Origin of the sequence: Mycobacterium lepromatosis, from assembly GCF_000975265.2 — a bacterium.
In the GTDB taxonomy this organism is placed as follows: domain Bacteria; phylum Actinomycetota; class Actinomycetes; order Mycobacteriales; family Mycobacteriaceae; genus Mycobacterium; species Mycobacterium lepromatosis.
This window is the reverse complement of record NZ_CP083405.1, coordinates 1570455-1594821: the sequence shown is the minus strand read 5'-3', so window position 1 is coordinate 1594821 and position 24367 is coordinate 1570455. Positions and strand designations below refer to the sequence as shown.

Annotated in this window: 12 protein-coding genes and 4 pseudogenes; 7 read left to right on the top strand and 9 right to left on the bottom strand. The window is 59.5% G+C overall.

The window, feature by feature from the left end; translation table 11 throughout:
* Positions 1–212: 212 nt before the first annotated feature.
* Positions 213–579: pseudogene (locus MLPF_RS07665) on the top strand (globin domain-containing protein); the annotation flags it as partial.
* A gap of 877 nt (positions 580–1456) precedes the next feature.
* Positions 1457–2213, top strand: a pseudogene (locus MLPF_RS07660) (SAM-dependent methyltransferase); the annotation flags it as partial.
* 16 nt (positions 2214–2229) lie between these two features.
* On the opposite strand, the gene MLPF_RS07655 reads toward MLPF_RS07660, so the two are convergent.
* On the bottom strand, positions 2230–3156 hold the full coding sequence (locus MLPF_RS07655; protein WP_045842977.1) for an RluA family pseudouridine synthase: 927 nt from the start codon (positions 3154–3156) through the stop codon (positions 2230–2232).
* Between the two features lie 124 nt (positions 3157–3280).
* On the bottom strand, positions 3281–3874 hold the full coding sequence (lspA, locus tag MLPF_RS07650; RefSeq protein ID WP_045842976.1) for a signal peptidase II: 594 nt from the start codon (positions 3872–3874) through the stop codon (positions 3281–3283).
* A 91-nt stretch (positions 3875–3965) separates the two neighbouring features.
* Here lspA and MLPF_RS07645 point away from each other — a divergent pair, with 91 nt between their 5' ends.
* Entirely contained in the window at positions 3966–4898 is a 933-nt protein-coding gene (locus tag MLPF_RS07645) for an asparaginase (RefSeq protein WP_045842975.1), read from the top strand.
* A 50-nt stretch (positions 4899–4948) separates the two neighbouring features.
* On the opposite strand, the pseudogene MLPF_RS17395 reads toward MLPF_RS07645, so the two are convergent.
* A pseudogene (locus MLPF_RS17395) lies at positions 4949–6261 on the bottom strand (Y-family DNA polymerase); the annotation flags it as partial.
* A gap of 17 nt (positions 6262–6278) precedes the next feature.
* Here MLPF_RS17395 and MLPF_RS17390 point away from each other — a divergent pair.
* Positions 6279–6413: a hypothetical protein gene (locus MLPF_RS17390; protein ID WP_420329599.1), complete on the top strand. Its 135-nt coding sequence runs from the start codon at positions 6279–6281 to the stop codon at positions 6411–6413.
* 44 nt (positions 6414–6457) lie between these two features.
* A complete protein-coding gene (locus MLPF_RS17385; RefSeq protein ID WP_045842974.1) occupies positions 6458–6673 on the top strand; it encodes a hypothetical protein in 216 nt (71 codons plus the stop codon).
* Positions 6674–6888: 215 nt separating this feature from the next.
* Here MLPF_RS17385 and ileS read toward each other — a convergent pair whose 3' ends face one another.
* On the bottom strand, positions 6889–10068 hold the full coding sequence (gene ileS, locus MLPF_RS07625) for an isoleucine--tRNA ligase (protein ID WP_045842973.1): 3180 nt from the start codon (positions 10066–10068) through the stop codon (positions 6889–6891).
* A 181-nt stretch (positions 10069–10249) separates the two neighbouring features.
* Positions 10250–10408, bottom strand: a complete 159-nt coding sequence (locus MLPF_RS07620; RefSeq protein ID WP_156147069.1) for a hypothetical protein — start codon at positions 10406–10408, stop codon at positions 10250–10252.
* Between the two features lie 163 nt (positions 10409–10571).
* Here MLPF_RS07620 and MLPF_RS07615 point away from each other — a divergent pair, with 163 nt between their 5' ends.
* Positions 10572–10736 (top strand): hypothetical protein, encoded by a 165-nt coding sequence (locus MLPF_RS07615; RefSeq protein ID WP_156147068.1) that lies wholly within the window; start codon positions 10572–10574, stop codon positions 10734–10736.
* Between the two features lie 1824 nt (positions 10737–12560).
* The gene (locus MLPF_RS07610) at positions 12561–12791 is read left to right on the top strand and encodes a hypothetical protein (RefSeq protein ID WP_237817102.1); all 231 of its coding nucleotides are present in this window, start codon (positions 12561–12563) and stop codon (positions 12789–12791) included.
* On the opposite strand, the gene MLPF_RS07605 is transcribed toward MLPF_RS07610, so the two are convergent.
* The 4 genes and pseudogenes from MLPF_RS07605 to MLPF_RS07590 form a co-directional block, all read right to left on the bottom strand.
* The gene (locus MLPF_RS07605; RefSeq protein WP_237817104.1) at positions 12788–12958 is read right to left on the bottom strand and encodes a hypothetical protein; all 171 of its coding nucleotides are present in this window, start codon (positions 12956–12958) and stop codon (positions 12788–12790) included. The two genes, MLPF_RS07610 and MLPF_RS07605, sit on opposite strands and share 4 nt — an antisense overlap.
* A 148-nt stretch (positions 12959–13106) precedes the next feature.
* Positions 13107–14401: pseudogene (locus MLPF_RS07600) on the bottom strand (M20/M25/M40 family metallo-hydrolase).
* A gap of 86 nt (positions 14402–14487) precedes the next feature.
* On the bottom strand, positions 14488–14880 hold the full coding sequence (acpS, locus tag MLPF_RS07595) for a holo-ACP synthase AcpS (RefSeq protein ID WP_045842971.1): 393 nt from the start codon (positions 14878–14880) through the stop codon (positions 14488–14490).
* Positions 14881–14909: 29 nt separating this feature from the next.
* Complete coding sequence (locus MLPF_RS07590; RefSeq protein ID WP_045842970.1) at positions 14910–24140, bottom strand: type I polyketide synthase; 9231 nt, start codon at positions 24138–24140, stop codon at positions 14910–14912.
* Positions 24141–24367: the final 227 nt, after the last annotated feature.

Sequence of the window (24367 nt, the reverse complement as noted above, 5' to 3'; positions counted from 1 at the left end):
TTATATAATACGGGTAACCATGCCTATCCCAGAACATTACTGGATGATTCGATGGGGATTGTCGTCATATTGCCCAGCCCAGGCGCAGCGTCGACGACGGAATTTGTGGTTGATAACGAGCAAAGAGGTTATTACACAACACATAATACGGACATGATCAGATGCTGATGTACGCATAAAGGCGGAGTGCTTGGCTGTCCCCATGGTAATTAATTTCGTCACAATTCCGCAGGTGCGAGCCCATCGGTATCTACAATAAGATTGGCAGGTACGAGGCGACCGAAATCCTCATCGAGGATTTCTGCGCCCGAGTTCTCGCCGATGGACAAACTGTCCAATCTTTTCGCTGAAACGAATTAATTGAGCCATCTTAATGGATAAACAGTTTAAGGTCATAGCAGCAATTCTCGGCAGGCGTGGATTTTACACCAATGCGTCGATGAAAACGGGTGAATAAAGGACGAGAAGTCACTATGCATTACGTCACTCTCGTGGCAAGACACTCGAACGACCGCACTCACAGCCGCCGGAATCCCCGCTAAGACTGTAACTGAGACACTCGGGTTCGTCGCCCCAGTGCTCCCCCGACCTATAGAGCGAAACCACCACAGCACAGGCTCGACCGCAAAAGAAGTTCCACGCCAGCGCAGCGTGTCGCGGCTGCGGGGCAACCGGCAGCCGAGTAATCAGTTCGTATGCGACTGATCACTATTTCGTGACAGCTCTGATGTTGAGCGCTTGCGGATCGAAAACAAGCCATCCGGCAACAAATTCGTCCGGCCCGCCCGCCAGTGGCTCGACATCATCCGCGGTAGCGGCACCAAGACAGTCACAGCATCACCCGACTGCACAACAACCACAACCAACGCGCAACGACTGGTATGTAGTTGACCCTCAACCGACCGACTTCGACCACCGACCGCTTATTAGCCAGGCACTGGCCCGTACTGACATTGACCAAACCACCCTGATAACCGCACAAAACCGTTGGTCCACGGTCCGCCGATGGCTGCGCAACAAAACGCCGATGTACGCACCTGCGTGGTAGAAACCCATCAAACCTAGCTAGCAATCGCTGACCCAGCTACCTTGGTACCACCGGTTATCACGTACCACTGCCCCCTCGGATCCGAGCCGTTGACCTCACAGCTCTACAACCAGCTCGACTCGCCAACCGCCGCGCTCGACTGAAAAGGCAACCAGCCGATCCTGTTCCTCCCACCATCCGGCAGTGAAGCCCGGTGGACACCAAGCCGTTAAAGATTACACATACATAGCATAGAGCACCAAGGGCGAGGTCAGGCTTGATTTCAACGGCAACAAGTTTGTCTGTCCAACGCCGCAACGCCCGGTCAACGGGTTTCGGGTTCGCCAAATTGTGCGCATCTAGGCGACGCTCAATCGAGATCTGGACTTACCGGCAACGGTCCGGCCCATTTCGATGAGAATGTCTGTCATTCGGCGCACATGCGAAGATCTGGCGGCAGAAGCTGATTCGGTATCCGTCGACGGCTGGGATTTTTCTTAGGTGTACAGCCGTACGACGTAGGAAAGACCGTCTGGGGCTATCAACGGGCTTTTAATCAGAGTTTGGCCAGGTGTCTAGGCTACGCTAGACTTCCACACCGGCAGCGTCGAGGTGTTAGCCGGCGCGACGCCGTTCCAGTATACGATAGCAGCGATAAAGACGTGGCCTCCAAATGCGGCGTTGGCTACCAAGCTGTTGTATCCGCTCGGGGTGGTGGTCGTGACAACTCGGGATGAGCCCTCGTTGCCGTTCGCCGACGGGGCGTTTTACCTGATGACCGCCCGTCATCCGATCTCTGTGTGGTGGACCGAGACCGTTCAGCTTCTCCGATCGGAAAGCACCTATTGTGCTTAGCAAGTCATACCCGAAACGATGTCCAAGCTAATCGAGTACTTCGGCGGACCGCAACCCGAGAAATGGGCCGAGTATCGTCCCAGCGTCGTAAATACGCAAGCCACAAGCCGCTGGCTTAAAGCATCGTGAATCTACGCAGGAACGGCTACGGGCCAAGTGCTTAGATATCGGCGCCATCATTTACTTCCTCCGTAAGATTATTTGGACGGTGTCGGACTTTACTGTGGACCGCTATCGCAACCGGCTGCGGGAACTTAATGAACACATCGAGGCCGACGGGCCGTCCGCCGCGCACTCGACACGGGTCCTCGTCGATACCCGCAAACCTGACGGAACGTTGGTGCCGGTCAGCCTTCAGCGCGCAGCACATCCAGTGCGTGCTGCAGATCGGGTGGGTAAGGGCTAACGATCTCGACCCGCCTGCCGTCGGCAGGATGGGCGAATGACAACGACCGAGCGTGCAGCCATTGACGTTCTAGACCAAGTCTTCTCGCCAGCTTTGGGTTGGCTCCATAAACGAGGTCACCGCAGCATGGATGACGCAGCTCGGCAAAGTGCACTCGGATCTGGTGAGTGCGCCCGGTTTCCAGATGCACGTCGAGCAGGCTCGCGGCGACGAAGGCTTCCAGGGTATCATAGTGAGTGATACTGTGCCGACCGTCTTTGGTGACCGCGAACTTCCAGGCGTGGCCACGGTGTCGACCGATCGGGGCGTCGATCGTTCCGCTGGACGGGTCCGGGTGGCCCTGCACCAGCGCGTGGTAGCGCTTGTCGACCGTTCGGTATTTAAACGCCCGCTTGAGCACTGTGTAGGCGCGCTCGGAGATCGCCACCAACATCACACCCGAGGTGCCGACGTCGAGACGATGCACAATGCCTTGGCGCTCGGGTACACCCGATGTGGTGATCCGGTAGCCGGCAGCGGCCAGGCCACCGAGTACCGTCGGCCCGGTCCAGCCGACCGACGCATGCGCCGCCACTGCTGCCGGCTTGTCGACCGTGACAATGTCGTCGTCGGAATACAGGATCGTCATGCCTTCGATGTCGACCGGGGTGTTCTCCAGCGGCGTCGGCGCCTCGGGTAAGCGTACCTGCAGCCAGGAACCCGACGTCAACCGATCGGACTTTCTCGCCTGCACGCCATCCAATTTGACACCGCCATCTTCGGTGAGAGCAGCTGTGGCGGTTCTAGACAGCCCCAGTAAGCGCGCCAGCCCGGCATCAACACGCATGCCCGCGAGTCCCTCCGGGACGGGCATAGAACGGTCCATCACAAGTGTGACTCTTCCCCGCAAGTACAAGTAATTGGGGGCACGCCCCCAGAGTGAGCTGCCCACACCCACCTATGGAGAGAACCTCCCACCGCATCTCTGCCCTCTGCATCGTCACTGACGGCCATCAGCGCTGTCCAGCCTTCCGCTGACCTGCAGTGTCGAACTCGGCTTTACGCCGACCTACAGTGTCGAAGTCAAAACCAAAGATTGACAGGACGACCAGCAAGATAGCGCCGCCCACCACCGACGAATCGGCAAAATTGAACACTGGCCACCAGCCGATCGACAAAAAGTCGACGACATGTCCTCGAAGCGGCGCGGGCGCCCGGAAGAAGCGATCGACCAGGTTGCCCACCGCACCACCGAGGATCATCCCAAGACCCAACGCCCACCAGGACGACACCAGTCGCCGCCCCATCCAGAAGATCCCGACCACCACACCCGTCGCGATCAGCGTCAACACCCAAGTGTATCCGGTCGCCATCGAGAAGGCTGCTCCCGAATTGCGCACCAAAGTCCAGTTCACCGTGTCACCGATGATCGACACCGGCTGCCCAGGAAGCAACAACTTGACGGCGAGCACTTTTGTGACGATGTCCAGCGTCAGCACAACCGCCGCAACCGACAACAGCAGCCGCAGCCGCCGCGAAGGCAGGGTAGCTTGAGCTTCCCCAACTGAAGTCACCGACTCAGCCAATCCTGTTGGTTCGTCAGGCACTCTCCCATCATCCCCCAAGGGCAATGGCAATACAGCCCTACCGACTCTCGCGATCGGTCCGGACCTACCAAGCGTGCAGGATAATCCCACCATGAGCCGCCTCACCGTCATAGCCACTGGAGGGACCATATCGGCCAGTACCGACCACGATGGGGTGTGTCGCCCCGCCTACAGCGGAACGGAACTGACCGCACACGTGGCCGTCGATGTCGACGTGGTGGACCTGATGGCTGTCGACAGCTCACAGCTGATACCGACCGATTGGGATCGGATTCGCGCTGCAGTGCACACAGCGACCGGAAACGGCGCCGAGGGGGTGGTAGTCACCCACGGGACCGACACCATGGAAGAGACCGCACTGTGGCTGGACCTCACCTACGCGGGGAACGTCCCAGTCGTCCTGACCGGCGCCATGCGCAGCGCCGACGCCCCCGATGCGGACGGCCCGACCAATCTGCGCGAAGCACTTGCGGTGGCGGCTAGTCCGGCCGCTCGCAGCGTGGGCGTACTGGTGTCTTTCGCCGGCCGGGTATTACAACCGTTAGGCCTGCGCAAAGCCGCTACACAGGATCTGAGCGGCTTCGCCGGCGAGTTGCTCGGCACCAGCTCCAGCGGTGTGGTGCTGACAGCCACCAAGACCCGCCCGTATCTCGGTGATCTGTGCGCCGCCGACGCACCACGAGTCGATATTGTCGCGACATACTTGGGCAGTGACTCGGTGGCGTTGGACGCTTATGTGGCCACCGGAGCGCGCGGTATCGTCCTGGAGGCGCTGGGCTCGGGCAACGCTGGGGCCGCGGTGGTCGACGGAGTACGCCGCCATTGCCGCAATGGGATCGTGATCGCGGTGTCCACCCGCGTGCCCGGCGGCCATGTCAACGCAAGCTACGGTCCCGGCCACGACCTGGTAGAAGCCGGCGCGGTGCTGGTGCCGTGGCTGCGACCGTCTCAGGCCCGGGTGCTGCTGATGGCCGCGCTGGCCGCAAAACTACCGCTCGCCGACGTAATCGAACGCTGGGGCTAACGTACTCGCCGAATCCTCGGCCCACCAAATGGTGTGACGTAGTCCGGTCAATCGAGGCTGTCAAGCGGGTTGACTTTGGTGACATAACAGGGTGTCGACGGTAAATGTCTGGACTTGCCCCAGAACCGAGCCGCAGGTCTCAAACCCCGCACGGTGACAACGCTGTGGCCCACGCCCTAAACCCAGCCATGCCCGAGCGCACGGTGCTTGATATCACTGATAATCTCCCACGCCACGCGGCAGTGCACAGGATGGCCTGCTAGCCGGCAGGGATGCCGACTAGAATTAAACAGCCTCCGGAAGCTTAGCTGACAATCTCACGTCTGAGAACAGCACTCTCTGGAGCGGCATCGTTCAATCCCGAAAACCCCATGCCGAGAAGGAAATGTAGTCCCGCTCGGACGTGGATCCAGCAATAACGGGCGAGCCACCGCAATTAACGCACCGGTCTCGGTCGTCGTGTAGAGCGACATCGCCAACCGAATCAATGTGCCCATGTCTGCTTTCTTGCGCTTCACCGTGACGGTATGCGCACCCCCACGGCCGTCGCACAGTAGTTGTGTATGGCGCATGCTAGGCAATCGGCTCGACCGCCTCACACAACTGCTACAGGCTGGTCAGATTGATCGCAAAAGTGGACTCGGAGCTGATCTGTTCTGCTTCGGCACGCTCGGTGACCAGTCGGTCGTTGGTACCACACGCCAGCCGGTACAGCACAAGCCCAATTGTCGCACCTAGAATTTTGGCCGCCTCGGAGTCGATCAGCGCAGCGAGCTGCCCGATCGTCGCGATGCCCAGTCGATTCAGCCTAATCTTCTGCGACCAGGCTGATGCCCCACAGCCGAGGTACCGGCAACTCCCCAAATAGCTGCTGCTCATCTACGCGACGAACCAAACCTAATGCCGTCGAGGTTTAGCCGGACCAGACGCAATCTTGACAATCTGCCCTCCCGGTCCGACGCCGAACAAGGCGATCAAGCCAGTCTCGTCTCGCACCCGTTGCCGCAAAACCCGCACAGAGCACCTCGACATCAGTGGCTGACGCCCCAACAAGTTGGGGCGGCTAGAAGAACACCTCAGTCAAACGACAGTTGCTCGACCCACGAAACAAACTGCGGAGCACACCGATGACCCGACAGCTGGCTACCGCATACATCACGCCACGCGACGGCAACACCACCGCGGTCACGCCGATCAACCAGCGGGCCTGGTACATCGGCATGGCCAGCGAACGCCGAACATCCGCACTTCATAACTTGCGCCAGCGACCACCTACCAGCACCAACCGCCCCAGCAGGGTCGGTCGGTTAAGTTTTTCTACAGGGACTATGGGTGATTGGTCTACGTCCCTGGGTATGCCCATGAACCTCCATACATAGGTTGTGCTGCACTTTCGGACCACTGGACCAAGGAATCGAAGGCCGGCTGTTGCCCTGGGTGCTCGCCGAGATGGAGCTCGACGATAACACCACCAAGATCGGGCCGAGATATGGCGCATTATCTTTCGGGTTCTAGTTGACAAAACACCAAAACCCACTGCCGTCGAGATCGATCCGCCGATGGCCCAACGGTTGCAGGACCTCGACGGCAACTGGGCGAACATTATCAACGCAAACGGCACCGCTACCGGAGTGCCAGACGACGAGTTCAACGAGGTGGTGTCCGTTCACCATGCTACATCACGTACCGAACCGCAGAGCAGCAAAATAGGCTGTTCGCAGAAGCCTTCCGGGTGCTTCGCCCCGGCGACGTCTTCGCAGGTAACGACAACCTGACCTCTCTACTCTGCCGTATCCTGCACTTCCGCGATACGTGCAATCATGTCTCGCCAAAAGCGCTGCCGGATCGATTGCACGCAGCAGGATTGCATGACATTGACGTCCGACACGACACGCAGCGCTGGCACGCGATTATTTCTGAGCTTCTCGGGTCGAGATCGACTTTTTGCCAAGAAAGTTCGAGAACAACACTGCAAAACGTCGATCTCGACTCAGACCTTGAAAAGGCTGACGCGAACGCCGTCTCCGATACCCACCGAATCAGCCGTCTCGCCGAACTCGAAGCTGGTGGCTAAAATTTCGCGGGCGATGAGGTCGCGGTGGATGCGCGCCCAGTCGGCCCGCTCGGCCGGCACCGACATCAACACCCGGATGCGATCAGAAACGTCCAACCCGGTCAACTTACGCAACTCCTGCAGTTCGCGGATCCGGTCCTTGGCCCAGCCCTCAGCCTCCAGCTCGGGAGTCACCGTATCGTCCAACACAACAAGACCGGCCCCATCGGGCAGCTCCGCGGTGACTTCCGGGTCAGCGGCCACCAACCGCGAACTGTACTCGTCAGGTTGCAGCACAACCGGCCCAGCAGTCAGGGTGCCATCTGGGTTGACGACAGCTTCTCCCGCCTTGACCACCTTGATGGCGGCCTGCACATCCCTGCCCAACCGCGGCCCGGCCACTCGAGCGTTGACGGTGAGTTCAAATCGGCCGTAGGTGTCAATAGCATCGGTCAATTCTACCTGCTTGACGTTAAGCTCATCGCCGATTAAGTCGATGTAAGGCTTTAGTCTCTGTGTGTTATACACCGCCACAATAAGTTTCGGTAGAGGAAGACGTACCCGAAGCTTCTTGGCCTTGCGCAACGATGACGCTGCTGAACACACGTTTCGGACCTGATCCATCACGGCAACCAAGTCAGGGTCGGCAGGTAGATCGTTGGCTTGCGGCCAATCGGTCAGGTGTACCGAACGCCCACCGGTGACATTGCGCCAAATAATTTCGGTTATCAACGGCAGCAGTGGTGCAGCCAACCTAGCGGTCACTTCCAGCACGGTGTGCAGGGTATCGATAGCATCAACATCTTCGTCCCAGAACCGCGAACGCGACCGTCGCAAATACCAATTCGTTAGCGGCTCGGTGAACTGGCGAAGCTGTTCGCAGGCCCCAGGTATATCACAGACCTCCATCGCCTGACTGAGATCATCACGCAGTACCGCCAGCTTTGCCAGAATATAACGGTCCAACACATGTGACACATCCGTGCGCCAGTTACCAACTTTCGATGCATAAAGGGCCAAAAAACTGTAAGCGTTCCACAACGGCAGCAGCACCTGTCGCATGCCTTCGCGGATTCCGGGTTCAGTTATGATCAGGTTGCCGCCACGCAGGATCGGCGAAGCCATCAAAAACCACCGCATGGCATCGGAACCGTCGCGGTCAAACACCTCGGTGACATCCGGGTAGTTGCGCACCGACTTGCTCATTTTCTGACCGTCGGAACCCAGCACGACCCCATGCACCATACAGGTTTTGAATGCCGGACGATCAAATAGTGCAGTGGCCAACACATGCAGCGTATAGAACCAGCCACGGGTCTGACCAATGTACTCGACGATGAAATCAGCTGGGTAATGCGCGTCGACCTTTCTGTCAAGGTCAACGCAATCGACTCCGTCGAGCCAGGCATCGTTTTCAAATGGGTAGTGCACCTGAGCATAAGGCATGGAACCCGAATCGAACCACACATCGAAAACATCCGGGATCCGTCGCATGGTGCTAACGCCGGTGGGGTCGTCAGGGTTGGGCCGGGTGAGCTCGTCGATGTAGGGGCGATGCAGATTCGTGGGACGCACCCCGAAATCGCGCTCTAGCTCATCCAAGCTGCCGTATACATCGATTCTCGGGTAATCGGGATCATCCGACTTCCACACCGGGATTGGGGTGCCCCAGTAGCGATTTCGTGAGATGGACCAATCGCGGGCACCCTGCAACCACTTACCAAACTGACCGTCCTTGACGTGCTCAGGATACCAGTTGATCTGTTGGTTCAATTCCACCATGCGGTCCCGAAATTCCATCACGGCGACAAACCATGACGACACCGCGCGGTAGATCAGCGGATTGCGACATCGCCAGCAATGCGGGTATGGGTGTTCATACGTTTCGTGACGAAGCAACACCGTGCCGTGCACCGCCGCTGGACCACTCTGATTCTTCAGATCGCGGATGATCTGGGCGTTGGCCTCAAAGACATGTTGCCCCTGGTAATCGGGCACGGTGGCGTCGAAACGACCGTTAGCGTCAACCGGCGTGACAGGAACGATGCCAACCTTATCGGCGGTCGCCATGTCGTCTTCGCCGTAGGCAGGCGCCATGTGGACGATGCCAGTACCGTCATCCGTGGTCACGAAGTCGCCTGGGAGCACCTGAAATGCGTTCCTAGCAGACTCGTAGAAATACTGGAACGGCGGCAGATAGTGCCTACCCAACAGGTCGACGCCACGATAGATGCCAAGCACCTCGGGTTCGTCACCCAACTCTCGAGCATAGGCGGCCAACCGTGCTTGTGCCAAAACAAAACGGTGATCGCCTGCCCTGACCTCGACGTAGATGACATCCGGATGGACGGCAACGGCCAAGTTCGACGGTAACGTCCAGGGCGTCGTCGTCCACACCAAAAAGTAAGCACCAACCAGGTCCTCATCGTCACCCCCCACCACCTTGAAACCCACCGTGACCGCCGGGTCCTGACGGCTTTGATAAATTTCGTCGTCCATCCGCAGTTCGTGGTTAGATAGCGGGGTTTCGTCGCGCCAACAGTAAGGCAACACCCGATAGCCTTCATAAACAAAACCCTTGTCCCACAGCTGTTTAAACGCCCAGATCACCGACTCCATGTAGGACAGATCGAGTGTCTTGTAATCGTTATCGAAGTCGACCCAGCGCGCCTGGCGGGTCACATATTCCTGCCATTCGTCCGTGTAGCGCAACACCGATTTGCGACATGCTTCGTTGAACGCGGCAATGCCCATAGCGTCGATCTGGGATTTGTCGGTGATACCCAGCTGCCGCTCGACTTCGAGTTCAGCAGGCAGCCCGTGCGTGTCCCAACCAAAGCGGCGCTCCACTTTATAGCCACACATAGTGCGGTAGCGCGGAACGATGTCCTTCACATAGCCGGTAAGCAGGTGCCCATAATGTGGCAGACCATTAGCGAAGGGAGGCCCGTCATAGAACACGTATTCGGGAGCGTCGTCACAACGGGCTATGCTGGCCCGAAAAGTGTCGTCGTTGGACCAATAATCGAGAACCTGGGCTTCCAGCGCAGGAAAATCTGGGGACCTGCCGCGCTGGTCGGCGCCCAGATCAGTGCGCGGGTAGGCGCTGTCAATCATCCGTCTCCTGGACCATTTACACAAGTAGGCACGGGGACGACGACGCGCTAGGTGCGCGAGCGCCGCGGTACCACCCCGCTTGCCGCACGCGGACGCACGGCCACTCATTCAAGGCTGTGACGGGCCCACCCGTTCGGTTCTACTGGGCTTCTACTAGGACGTAGTGCTATTCCTCCGAAGGCTAACCGGTGATGGCCGGATCGATGCCGTTAGCGATGATTCTACTGGTCCACGCGGGTTGTGGCACCGCCGCCGTGAGGAGGTGAGACCGGGAAAAATTAAATGCTGCCGAAACGGCGAAATCCAACCACCACGACTCGCCTAAGCTCAGCTCAGTCATACCTAGCGAAGGTCAATCACTGGAGAAACCGCACATACAGCGACAGCACGAAAGCCCTGCATCGACCGAGTGGGTCCCGCTTTTTGCGCACGACCACTAAATCACACTAACAGGTAAGGAGGATATGGTACACACCATAGTACCAACCACACGGTCACGATCGATGTTTGTCATCAACTGGCCGCTGGCACCGACTCGTCTCAATCGCTATCGACAGAACTGTCGGCGTGATGAAGACATCATCACGACAATTATTTTGGGCAGAGATAAAATTTTAAAATTGTTTTCTGTGCGCATCGTTGCAACCATTGAAGTTGCGATGACTTAGCGGCTTTCTAGCGAAATTACATCGCTGAGCGACTTGGAGAACTTAAAGTGATCAAAACAGCTTAGGGGGGAGTGACGGTTGCTTCACTCCAGGAATACTTGGCACAACTAGGCAACTAGGCTCGCTCGTGTCCTGGCAACAGTCCCCCCGCAACGATCGATAAAAGCAACCAAGCACCGGCGAGGCACCGTCCCGGCCAGTTATATGAATTATTATGTCAAGCCCACTACTTTCTTAATTATCACCTATATGCCATCCGCAGTCTAGAAATGTAACGGATGCTTATTTTCCCCTGGGACATGCCCGGTCATTACAATAATTCTTACCATAACGCACGTCATCAATGCACACCTGCGTCGCCATGACCATGACATCTACCGCAGTTGATTCAAGCATACTGCCACTAACCATTTCATGCGGCGGATGATCATCAATCCCGGAAATCTCCATTTCGTCCCAATTCAACATGACGAGCTAACCGAGTCAAGCGAATGGCGAAACCACTTGTTGGCTACCCTAAACCCGCATGCAGTGGGATTGACTCCAGTTCTCGATCACTCCGCACGACGATCACTTCACCTGCCTCTTTGTGACTGACCATCTACACTGCCACGCCATGTTCATCGGCGTAGCGCGCAGAAGTTCATATGCTGTACGGATTGTACATCGCCCTGATCAGAGACGGAGGGCCACATTCGTCTGGCAGAGGTGGGCAGCTATCATGGTTACTGCGTCCGGCAGCCCCAATACACATCCACCCGTACCGTAGATCCCTCCGCGGTACGCAAATGGGCCAAATTTTCCGAGGCTACCGAGAGATCCCTTCTCGAATTCCATCTGCCACTGTCTGACACCTCGGCGCCCTGCGAAATCATGGGCATGCAGTTGATGGACGAACAGCAAACAGTTGCGTTCGAATCTTCTTGCTTATTGGCGAACGCACAGTTCTGTAGCAGTATGTTCACGACCTCCGCCGTGGTCAAACAAAAACCCCACCGGAACCAAAACGTATTACACGATAACCCCAATCGATACTCCCCGCAGTTTAGCTTGACTGCATAACAGCGGGTTAGTGCACCAGCTTTGCTCCGATTACGGTCCCAGCCGCTGGATCGTCTTTCCGTAAGATCGCCTAGGACGTTCAGACATCGTTCAACTCCGGCCGAGACGTCGCGGACGTGCCGCTGGACGGCGCATTGGAGCTGGTGCCGTGGTTGCAGCAAGGACCATTTGGAGTGCCCTCCTAGCTATTTATTCGGCATTCCCCCGATTTCTGCTCTTGCCAACTACCAAGTGGAAAATTTGCACTTCAAAGTCTGCAACGACGGTGTGATGATAAGGTAAATCGTGTACAGGTGAATCGACTTAAGCACGAAATTCAATTGACAGTTCTGTTTCCGAATAACCCTACAGTACGCGAATCAATTACCTCTCTATGTAGAAGCGATGAAACTCGCGTTTATCTGCGTAGCCGAGGACGCGACGTGTTCTTGGAATTCTGCGGCACACTGACGCACGGACGCATCCTTCGTGTGGTTGCTACGCAAATTGCTTAGCAACCACACCAGTACCCACTCTGAGCCAACGGCGCACCGGATCATACAACGCGTGGTACCCAAGCGGTTGCCGACCACGCCAATGACCTCGACACACGAGCCACAGCACCGCAGCTACCTGTGCGAGCCAGTATTGAACGGTGCATCGCTGGGGTAATTGAAGCCTAGGGTGTTGTTGATTTTTGTGTGGTTGAGGGGTGTGGTGGGTTATGTGGTGGGGATCGGTGGTGTGGGTTGTGTTGGTGGTTTAGGGTTGGTCGCGGCGTAGGTGGGCTGCTTGCAAGGGCCGCCGAGTAGTTGGTGTTGGTCACCGGCCGCGACATCGAAGCTGGCGATGCTGGGGGTGCGTCTGGTGTGGCGGGTGGCCGGGGATCAGTTGCGCTTTTCTGGTGATGTGTTAGCCCGCCACGCGCACAAGTCACCAGATCACGCCGTGGATGGCTTTTATCTTCCTTCCGCGGTCGATCCCCACAAAAAGTCAAGTACTGCCCTAGGCTAGAGCACCGCCGTACGCGTCATCACCGGCTGCGAGGTCATCGACGAACTGTGAAACCAACACGGCACCAACACAGCCGGGGGCACACCGGCTGGCCGAGGGCCGGTGAACAAACAGACACCCCACAGCCATAGCATGCACCCGAAAGCGCCCCCAACACCCAGCGCCAACAAGATCTAGGCTAGCCCACCAAACTCCCGACCGTATCGGCCAGCGATGGCACACCAGAACACTACTTCACCTGCCACCTATGAAACCGACCAACAATTCCTGCCACAAACACCAACACCCCCGGCCACCACACAACAACAACGGTGATCACCTAAAACACCCAGTGCCGTGCGAGTGTTGGCGCCACTCAGCCAAGTTAGCCAACAACAGCGCTTCAGCGACTGCCGCGCGTTCCAGCACACCCAGATGCACGCTCTCGTTAACGCTGTGAGCTTGTGTTGCAGGGTCTCCGACGCCGGTTACCAGGATCTTCGCTTGCGGAAACGCAGTGGCGAACTCGGCGATGAACGGAATCGAGCCACCCATCCCCATATCGATCGGATCAGCACCCCACGCCTGTTGGAACGCTGCTCGCGCGGCGTCATAAACTCCGCCGTTGGCTTCGATGGCGTACGGTTGGCCGACCTCGCCGCGGATAACGCTGACTTGGGCACCCCACGGGGCATACTGCCGCAGATGCGCGGTTAACGCATCCAGGTGCACCGCGGCATCACCGCCCGGCGCGATCCGCATGCTGATCTTGGCTCGGGCCCGCGGGATCAGCGTGTTCGAGGCTGCAGCAACGGATGTGGTGTCGATACCAATCACAGTTATCGCCGGTTTGGCCCATAGCCGCTGCGGCACTGAACCCGAGCCTATTTCAGACACCCCGTCCAACAAGCCAGAGTCAGCCCGTACCCGCTCGGGCGGATAGTTCACGTCTGCGGCAGTAGTACTTTCATGCAGACCTGCCACGGCAACGTTGCCGTCGTCGTCGTGCAGGCTGGCCAGCAACCGCAATAGCACACTCAGCGCGTCAGGAACCACACCACCCCACAAGCCGGAATGCAGCCCGTGGTCAAGTGTGGCGACCTCAACGACGCAGTCGACTAAACCGCGCAGTGACACCGTCAGCGCGGGAACATCGGTGCTCCAGTTGTCCGAGTCAGCGATTATGATTACGTCGGCAGCCAGCGCATCGCTATAGGCGGCCAGCAACCTTCCCAACGACGGCGATCCGGATTCTTCTTCGCCCTCCACGAAAACCGTCACACCCACCGGCGGTCGACCACCATGCGCCCGGAACGCCGCTAAATGCGTTGCGATGCCCACTGGTCGCGGTCACCTTCCGGCTGAACGTCATGGTGGGCATACAGCAACACGGTGGGCGCTCCCGGTGGTGCCGGATACCGGGCAATGACGGCCGGCGCACCACCCTCACTGAGGATAAGTACAAAGTTAAAACCCTTCTGTGACAACAGATCTAAGACCACCTGAGCGCTGCGATCCACCTCATTCCGCCGGGCAGGATCGGCCCACACCGATTCGATCCGCACCAAGTCCTCAAGGTCGCGTTGCACCAACGGTAGCACTTCACGAACACGCTCAATCAGATTACTCATGGCTTGAGGCTAGTTCAGCGTCTACTACGCGCCAGCATGCGCCGCAAGCGGATGGGGTACCTTCTGCAAACGGGAGGTACCCTAGCTTACAGAATCTCCAAGACCACCACTGCCGCCGCGGTATCCCCTTCGTGCGTCAGTGATACATGGATCGTCACATCCGCCAGGTGCTTAGCAATGGCTCCGGTGAGCCGGACCCGCGGACGGCCCCACATGTCGGTGACCACCTCGATATCGCGATGGATGTCCTCGGGCAGCATCGGCTGCTGAGCGAACCGCGATCCTGACCACGCCTTGATCACCGCTTCCTTCACGGCCCAACGCGCCGCCAGGTGACACACCACTGAAGAACTCTTGTCCGAGGCATCGCGACGCTCACCAGGAGTGAAGGTAGCCATGAACATCGTTCCCGGTTGGTTAACCTGCTCAGCGAAATCAGGGATAGCAACGAGGTCGATCCCCACGCCGACAATGCCCACGAAGTGCTACGTTAACCGATTGACCGAAGTTAACCGATATAAGCCTCGCCGTCACCAAGCCGAGCAGCCGGATTCAGCAACATCGCCGCCTCCTGCAGCTTCTCCGGCACGTGGTGGCCGAAGCGACGGTCCGATGGCCGCTCGTACATCGGCGCACCGCCAGCGATCGCCGAAGCCAGACGCCGCTGACCGGCTAGCAGGCGCGCATTTGCACGCCGCTGGTAGTCGTCCCGCTGACCTGGGTCCAGCGCGGCGATAAACGCCTGCGGATGCACCAACGCCACCAAACCCGACACGTGCCCGAACCCGAGGCTGGTCAGTATGCCGGCCCTAAGCGGGAATTTCTCGCCGAGCCGCAGCGTGTCACGTGGCCAGACAAAGTGCGCCGCGCCGGCCAGCTCCTCGTCGACGCAATCCAGGCTGCGGTTGGGCGGGATTACCCCATCCCGCAGCATCTGGCACAAGCCCATCATCTGGAAGACCGCCGCGCCTCCCTTGGCGTGGCCTGTGAGGCTCTTCTGCGACACCACGAACAGTGGAGCGCCCGCGGAGCGGCCCATCGCGTCAGCGAGCCGCTCATGCAGCTCGGTCTCGTTGGGATCATTGGCCAGCGTCGAAGTGTCGTGCTTGGAGATCACTGCAATGTCGTCAGCAGACACGCCGAGCTTGGCCAGCGACCGGGCCAAAATCGAATCCTTACCACCGCGGCCTGCGCCAAGCGCGCCTAGGCCCGGAGCTGGGATCGAAGTGTGCAGACCGTCACCGAACGACTGGGCGAACGCCACTACCGCAAGCACAGGAAGGCCCATCTTGAGCGCCAAGTCACCACGCGCCAGCAGGATGGTGCCACCACCCTGGGCTTCGACGAAACCCAGCCGACGCCGATCGTTGGGCCGGGAGAACTTGGAGTCATGGATGCCTCGCCCACGCATCATGGCGGTGTCGGCGGTGGCCGCCATATCACCAAAGCCGATAATGCCTTCCAGCGTCAGGTCATCTATGCCGCCGGCTACCACCAGCTCGGCCTTACCCAGCCGGATCTTGTCAACACCCTCCTCAACCGACACCGCGGCCGTTGCGCATGCAGCGACCGGGTGAATCATTGAGCCATAGCTGCCGATATAGGACTGAACCACGTGCGCGGCAACGATATTTGGCAAAACTTCCTGGAAGATGTCGTTGGGTTTGCTAAGGCCCAACAAGTTGCTATGGTACAATTTTTGTATCGAAGTGCCACCACCCATGCCGGTGCCCATGGTATTGGCGACCAAGCTCGGGTGCACATAACTCATCACCTCGGTGGGGCTGAAACCAGCGCTCAGGAACGCATCGACAGTCGCCACGATGCTCCACACCGCTACCCGGTCGATGGAATTGACCATGTCGGGGCTGATGCCCCACACCGTCGGATCGAATCCGGTTGGGATCTGGCCACCAACGACCCGTGACAGCTTGATCTTTCGCGGCACCCGAATTTCGGTGCCCGCCTTGCGGATGACCTGCCAGTCACTCGAGTCGGGCAACGGCCGGATAACCGTGTGCTCCGGATCGAACTCGAAAAAGGCACGAGCGTCGGCCTCCGAGGAGACGACGAACGCGAAGTCCTTGTCCAAGAACACCGAGGCCAGGAGCGGGTACGCATGATCAGGATCGATCGTGCCATCATCAACGAACTCACGGATGCCACAACGCTGTACCACGGTGTCGTGGTAGCGTTCGACTAGTTCAGACTCGTCGACCAACTCGCCGGATTCGGTGTCATACCAACCGGGTTGCGGGTCTTCTTCCCACCGAATCAATCCGGTGGTCCAGACCAACTCCAGGACACCGGCAGCCGACAGTTCGCCCGCAACCTCCATTTCGAACCGGGTACGCGACGAACCGTAAGGGCCTATTTCGGCGCCGCCGACGATTACTACCAGGTCGGCGGGGTCGACATCAAGGTCGTCCCAGTGCGGCGACGCCGGAGTGTAGCCACGAGGCGGGGAAGGCAACGCAGCAATGGTGCCCGCTACCTCGGAGGCTTCAGCGGTCTCGTCTTCTGCGGCCTGCGCCGCATGATCCTCACGCGCTTTGGCGACTAGTTCGGCCATGTCGAGGTGGACCTCACCCAGGCCGCCGGTCAAGTCCACCTTGATCGGCACGCCGGCCGCGGCCACCTTGGACTCCGCATTACACAAGTCCAACAGCATTGCGGCCATCTCGTCGGTGGAGTACGTAGTGACGCCCGCCTCCTCGACAGCACTGACGATAGCGTCGTTGTGCCCTATCAGCCCCGTGCCGCGAGTCCAGCCGATCAGCGCGTATGCCAGGCTAACCCGCGCTGCCCACGAAGACTCAGCGTGCCAACGACTCACCACGGCGTCCAACGCTGACTTAGCTTCACCGTAAGCTCCATCACCACCGAACATTCCACGGTTGGGCGAGCCGGGCAACACCACGTGCAGCCGCGACGTGACATCGCGCTCAGCGCCGATCTTCGACAAACCTGCAATTAATCGCTGCACTGCCCACAGCAGCACTTTCATCTCCATCTCGGAGCGCGCACCGGCCTCCGACAAATCACCGACCACACGCGGTGCCGCAAACGGGAACAGCAGCGTCGGTGTCTGCGCATCCTTGATATGAATCGATTCTGGCCCAAGGCGTTCCGTCTGTTCGTTGCCGACCCATTCAACCAGTGCATCGATATCGGAATAGGATGCCATGTTGGCCGCGACCACCCACAACGCGGCGCCGTACCGAGCATGGTCGCGGTACAACGCACGGTAGAACGTTATCCGTTCCTCGTCGAGCTTCGACGTTGTCGCGATCACGGTGGCACCGCCGTCGAGCAGTCGTGCGACAACGGAGGCGGCGATCGACCCCTTTGAAGCGCCTGTAACGACGGCGATTTCACTGCTATAGAGACCTTGATCCGGGTTCTGAGCACCGGAGGCGATCCGTCCGTACAACGACGCGTGGATCTGGCGACCCGCGGCTAACGACTTGCCCTGCCACCAGGTTGCCTGGGTCGCAACAACGTGGCCAACGCCCTCGAACCTTTCCGACAGATGCGACCACTGGGCGTCAATCTCACCCTCGCTAGTCAGCCACAACCTGACCAAATCCTCACGGGCACTAGCCCAGCGGTCGTCGAAGACAACGGCCTTCTTGACGTCGAACACCGGAGCCACCAAACGCGGCCAGTCCATACCCAGCTCAGCAGTAACCAAATCGATGAGCTCGGTATCAGTGGTAGCTGGAGCCGCAGTAACCGGGCCCTCCAAACCCAGCTGACCCAGTACCAAACGGGCCGCCGAGGCGAGCACGCCGTCGCGACCGGTGATCTGATCAGTGAATTCGCTCAGTGCTGCAGCGTCGACGGTCGCGCTTCCTCCACTGCCTGCGGACGGCAGGGTCACCGCAACGCCATGTCGCGCAGCGACCGAAGCGACCGCCGCGTCAACGGCCTTGTCAACGGAGCCGGCATCGGCCAACGCACCCTCGTGCAGGTTGCCCAGGGGGCCTCCGCGAGCACTGGTGCCCTCACGAGTTCCCAGCGCGACCTCGACCGTTACGTGCTTAACCCAACCCTCGCCGAGCTCCCAGATCTTCTTAACCCGTTCGGCGATGACGCCGGGGCGCTTGCCCGAGGGCCCCAGAGCAGTGCGCAGCTGATCATTAATCAAGTCGGATAGCACTGGACCGTAAGGCTTATAAGTGCGTGCCAACTTGCTCACCTGCGACCGCAGCCCGGCTAGATCCGCCTCGGCGGCACCATCGATAGCGCCCAGGCTCAACTCAGAACCTAAGTCTACTAGCAGCTGGTTACGCCGCGACGACGCGCCGTCAGTGATGGACTCGATCGAGTCCATCTCCTCAATCTGGTCGATGCGCATCTTGGCCGACAGCGCGATCAGCGCCAACGTGGCGTCGGCGGCGCCGAACGAAATGTCCTCCGGCCGAGGACCAGAAGGCACCATCGGCGCAGGCGCAGCAGCTACCAGCGCCACCGGGCTTTCTGCCGGTACAGCGGCGTAATCGTCCGATACGTCTTCTGGCTCCGACTCTACCTCGGGATCGGTGTCAGTGGCGAACAGCACCGCGGCGTCACGCTCGACGTTGAGCACTTCAACTGTGTTGTGGGAATATTCAGGCAGCTTAAGGGTGTCGGTAGCTAACCCAGCAACGGTCGGTGCCGACTTCACACCGATCTCGACGAACCGTTCCACGCCCAGGCCGCCAGCGGCCTCTTCGGTGAACAACAGATCCTGTGTTTCTATCCAGCGCACGGGGCTGGCGAATTGCCACGCCAACAGCTCGATTAACACCCGCCGCGCCATCTCACTCGGGCGCTCACGGCGCCAGGTTTCATAGTCGGCGAGGATATCGTCGAGTGGCTCGGCAGGTACCAAATCCCGGATCTCCTGGATGAAGTCTCGAGCCAGCGTGAACGGCCGTGGCACCAGGTTGGGGATGTAGCGTCCAATGATCCAGTCGGGATCTTGATCGTGTGACAGGACGCGGTCCAGCGAACGGCGGAATTCTGCCACGCCGACCCGGAGCACCCGCGAGTGGAATGGCACGTCGATGCCGGGTACTAAGATAAATGAGCGCCGACCGCCGGTGAGCTCACGGCGCCGTTCTACCTCAGCTTCCAGCGCTTCCAGGCCACGGACCGTGCCGGCAATCGCGTACTGCGAGCCACGCAGGTTGAAGTTCACGATCTCCAGGAATTCACCAGTGCTTTCGGCGATTCCTCCAACAAACGCGGAAACCTCATCATCGGGCAGGCCGATCTGCGAGGGTCGGATAGCCGCCAACCGGTAGTTAGAGCGGCCCAGCTCGTCACGCAAAACGATGTCGTGCATCTTCGATCCGCGGTGAAACACCATCTCTAGCAAGGCTTCTAGCTCATAGACTCCCGTGACACAGGCCAGCGCCGTGTACTCGCCGACGGAGTGGCCGCAGGCGATAGCACCTTCGACAAAAGCACCCTGTTCGCGCATCTCGGCAACCTGCGCGACTGCCACCGTGGCCATCGCAACTTGGGTGAACTGTGTGAGGTACAACACCCCCTCGGGATGGTGGTAATGCACACCGCTGGCGGTGATGCTGGTCGGGTTGTCACGCACCACGTGCAGCACTGAAAACCCAAGCGCGCTACGAGTAAATTTGTCGGCATGGTCCCACACCTGGCGGGCCGCTTTGGAACGAGCCCGAACATCCATGCCCATACCCTTGTGCTGGATACCCTGTCCGGGGAACGCGTAGACAGTTTTGGGCGCGGCCAGCCGTGCGGTCGCCGACATCACCAGATCCGAACCGATGCGCACACTAACCTCTAAAACCTCTGCTCCCTGGTCGATTCCAATGCGGTCGACACGAAAATCGACCTTGTCGCCAGGATGCACCATGCCCAGGAATCGTGCGGTCCACCCGATCAACCGCGCCGACGGTCGGGCTTGTCCGTCGGTGGCCATTACCACGTGCTGAGCTGCAGCCGACAACCACATGCCGTGCACGATCGGCGATTCCAAGCCTGCCAGCAGCGCAGCGGCACGGTCGGTGTGAATGGGATTGTGGTCACCGGAAACCACTGCAAACGGGCGCATATCAATCGGTGCGTTAAGGGTAACGTCACGACGCCGTCGGCGCGGAGTGTCGATCGCGTTCTCAGATATTGCTCCACCGGCCCGAACCGGGTCGGTGAGTTCGGCTGTGCCAGTACGTCCGAGGATCACAAACCGCTCCTCGAGGGTGGCAAGTACAGCGCCGTCGGCTCCAGCTGTATCTCTAATAGTCACTGAGACGGGCACGATACGACCCATGTCTGTATCGATGGCCAGAGAAACCGTTGCGGTGACTGTCAATTGGGCTGGAACTGTTGGCAGCTTACCGACCACACAGGCAGCGTGGTCCAGATGCACCAAACTCAACAGGCCCTCCACCACCAAAACACCTGCGTCGGTAACTGCGGAGCCGATGACTGAGAAAACCGCAGGCCAGCACGCACCGACCAATGCATCGGGCACAGTGGCGAGACTGGGCGCCAGCGGCTCCCCGAAGGTGGCTGTGACCCCGGTGTGATCAGCAACCCGCTCAGGATCCCAGGCCACGGTGACGATGGCGGTTCCGTCTTTAACCGGGGGCAGCAACTCCGGCCCATCCACACCAGCAACGATTGCCAGCACTGCGCGCATGGCACTGGTGGCGTCCTCGGTGGATACCAGCAGGGTACCGCCGTCAACGGTGTTGGTAGGCAGAGTAAAGGGGATGTCGATCCAACCTTTCGACACCGGGACTGTGAGAACTACCTGCTGGTCTTCGGGCTCTACCTGCAACCGGGCACCAGTGGATGAATCTGTCGCACTGAGGTTTCCACTAATCTGCCACTCATTCGGATCGGCTATCCGATGAACCGGGTTGGTAGTGATGCGCCCGGCCCACAGCACATCGGGTGCGTCAAGCACCACGGCCAACGGTCCGGTCACATCGGCGCGGCCCAACCGGCGGGACGTAACCACCACCGGCTCCGCTCCACCGGCAAGCACCTCGTCTATGGCGGCCTGTTCGAAGCGGTCCAGCAACTCACCGATGGGTTCGTCCATCCGGGTAATGCCGGACACCGCTGCAATGCCGGGGATGATGCACACTTGGTCGGCGTCATAGCGGGCATCGTGCGCCTGCCACAGCGAGTCACTGCGCCACCAACGCCGCACATCCTTGTCGATAACCGGTACGAAGTTTACCGGCTTGCCCAGCGTCTTGCACAGCGTGAGGAAGAAAGGCGCATCCGCCGGATGCAGCTGGACGGTTTCGGCGTCTGGGTAGTGTTCCAGCAGGCTAGCGATAGCCTGGTCGGGCTTCTCCAGTAGCACCGGATCGGTAAATACTGTCTCAATTATCCCGAAATCCTTTGGATGCAAACGTGATTCAGTACGTTGCAGCATCTGCTGGAACCGGTCACGCCAGGTATCGGCCAGCCACGGGCTGCCCGGTGACGCGGTGTCGGCGGTCGAGTTACCCTCGCCGATCGTTAGCTCAACGTAGCGCTGCAGCCACTGCAGGTAGGTCATCTCTGAAACGTCGCCAAAATAAGGCTTGGCGGTGTTGGCCATCGCCGCGATGATTTCGTCACGACGCTCTGCGACCGCCTCAGCGTCGCCAGCGACCTCGTCGAGTAGCCGGCCACAACGCGAGGCAGCGTTGTCAATCTCGTGGATGTCGGCACCGAGCTGGCTACGGCTAGAAGCCATGCCTCCCTGGGCCTTTCCGGAGCCGATCCACTGGTCGGTACCTTGAGTTTCGACTAGCATCCGCTTAACCGATGGTGAGGTCGTGGCCTCCTTGGTCGCCATCGCCGCGGTGCCGACTAAAATGCCGTCGATCGGCATCAATGGGAAGCCGTACGCTTGCGCCCAACGTCCGGACAAGTATTCCGCCGCCTTTTCGGGAGTGCCAATGCCACCACCGACGCAAACGGTGATGTTGGCATGTGAGCGCAACTCCGAGTAGGTGGCCAGTAGCAGGTCATCGAGGTCTTCCCAGGAATGATGACCGCCTGCACGCCCGCCCTCGACATGCATGATCATCGGTTTGGTGGGCACCTCGGTCGCGATGCGAATCACCGAGTGTATCTGCGCAACGGTGCCGGGTTTGAACACGACATAGCTGATGCCAACGCCACCCAGTTCCTCGATCAACTCGACGGCATCTTCGACATCTAAAATACCGCCGCTTATCACCACACCGTCGATCGCTGCGCCGGACTGCCGGGCTTTCTGCACCAATCGCTTGCCGCCAACTTGCAGCTTCCACAGGTACGGGTCAAGAAATAACGCGTTGAACTGATAGGTGCGTCCCGGCTCGAGAAGTCCGGACAGTTGCTCGACGCGGTTGGCGAAAATTTCTTCCGTTACCTGCCCACCTCCGGCCAGTTCAGCCCAGTGCCCAGCGTTGGCCGCAGCAGCCACGATGTTGGCATCGACGGTGGTCGGGGTCATGCCCGCGAGCAGAATCGGCGAGCGTCCAGTCAGCCGGGTAAACTTCGTCGAGAGCTTGATCCTGCCGTCGGGAAGTTGGACCACGGTTGGGGCGTAGCTCAACCAAGCGTGAACCACCTCGGGAACAGCCCCGACGGTGAAAAGGGTGCGCTGACCAACTCGATTTGCAGCGGGCACAATGCCCACACCGAGGCCACGAATGACCGGCGCAGTCAACCGGGTCAGAATATCGCCGGGACCCAGATCGAGAATCCACCGAACGCCAGCACCGTGTACCCGGGTGATCTCGTGCAACCAGTCAACGCCGCGTACCAGGATGGCCTCGGTCAGTTCCCGAGCCAAGGTGACATCAAGACCGACTTTCTCAGCCCAGCCTCCGACGATGCCGATACCGTCGGCCAGACGTGGCGTGTGGAAGCCCACCTCCACCTGCACCGGATCGAAGACCGGCGCAAAGATATCGCCGCCACGGATCTTGTTCCTGCGATCTTCTTCCTCCCTGTCGGAGATCTGCCGGCAGTAACGCTCGAATCGCGACAACTGTTCGGGAGTGCCGGTAATAACAACCGAACGCCACCCGTTGCGAATGGACAGCACCGGGGGTAGCACAGTGCGAACATCCTGTGCGAACTCATCGAGCAACCAGCGAATCCGCTCGGGGTCCGCGTTGGTGACCGACATCATCGGCGGACGGTCGCCGAGGATGGAAATGCCGCGGCGGCGGGCTACCAACGTTCCGGCGGCACCAATCAGCTGGGCCATTGCCAATAGCTCGGCGTCGCGTGCCCCCCCGGCCTTCAACGCCTCGACAGCGAGCACACCCTGGGAGTGCCCCAAGACCCCCACCGGGGGTGTCGCGATAAGGTCCATACCCTGCCGTGCTAGGGCGCGCCCGGCCGCGATCTGGGTGAGCAGCACGCCGGGCACCGACACCGCAGCCGACGTCAGGTACTTTTCGGACGGTACCAAGTCTTCGGCTGACAGCGCGCGTACCCACTGCAGCGGCTCGAAACCGATCGGACGTACCACAACCAGCTCTTTGGTGACCGGTTCGAGTAACAATTCGACCTCACCGACCAACGCTGCTAAGTCGGTTTCGAGCCCGGCCGAGGACACGAGTTCTTCCAGGGCCTTTAGCCAGGGGCTGCCTTGGCCACCGAACGCAACAACGTACGGTTCGCCGGCCGTTAGCCGATCCACCAGAGCACGGGCGCTATGCAGGCTATTTCTGTTGCGATCAGCGGACACTCGGTCGTGCTCGTGGATTGTCACGCTCTATATCTCCCTGTGTACGTCTTTAATAAGGTATCTGTTTGCCAGGCCACCTGGACTGCCATGCGAGACCCAGTCAGTTCCGGTCGATTCCACGTTAAACCGCAGACCGAAAGTCAACTGACCGGTATGCTTGGCGCACCGGCCGTGGGTCGAGCCGCGCGGCAGACTGCATTGGCTGCAACAAGGGTGTCATTAAAGACAGATATAATCATAGGAGCGTGCCC

Excerpts from the sequence above, each read along its gene's own strand:
- MLPF_RS07620 (WP_156147069.1), bottom strand. The coding sequence starts at position 10,408 with ATGACTGAGCTGAGCTTAGGCGAGTCGTGGTGGTTGGATTTCGCCGTT.
- ileS (WP_045842973.1), bottom strand. The coding sequence starts at position 10,068 with ATGATTGACAGCGCCTACCCGCGCACTGATCTGGGCGCCGACCAGCGC.
- MLPF_RS07615 (WP_156147068.1), top strand. The coding sequence starts at position 10,572 with ATGTTTGTCATCAACTGGCCGCTGGCACCGACTCGTCTCAATCGCTAT.
- MLPF_RS07645 (WP_045842975.1), top strand. The coding sequence starts at position 3,966 with ATGAGCCGCCTCACCGTCATAGCCACTGGAGGGACCATATCGGCCAGT.
- MLPF_RS17385 (WP_045842974.1), top strand. The coding sequence starts at position 6,458 with ATGGCCCAACGGTTGCAGGACCTCGACGGCAACTGGGCGAACATTATC.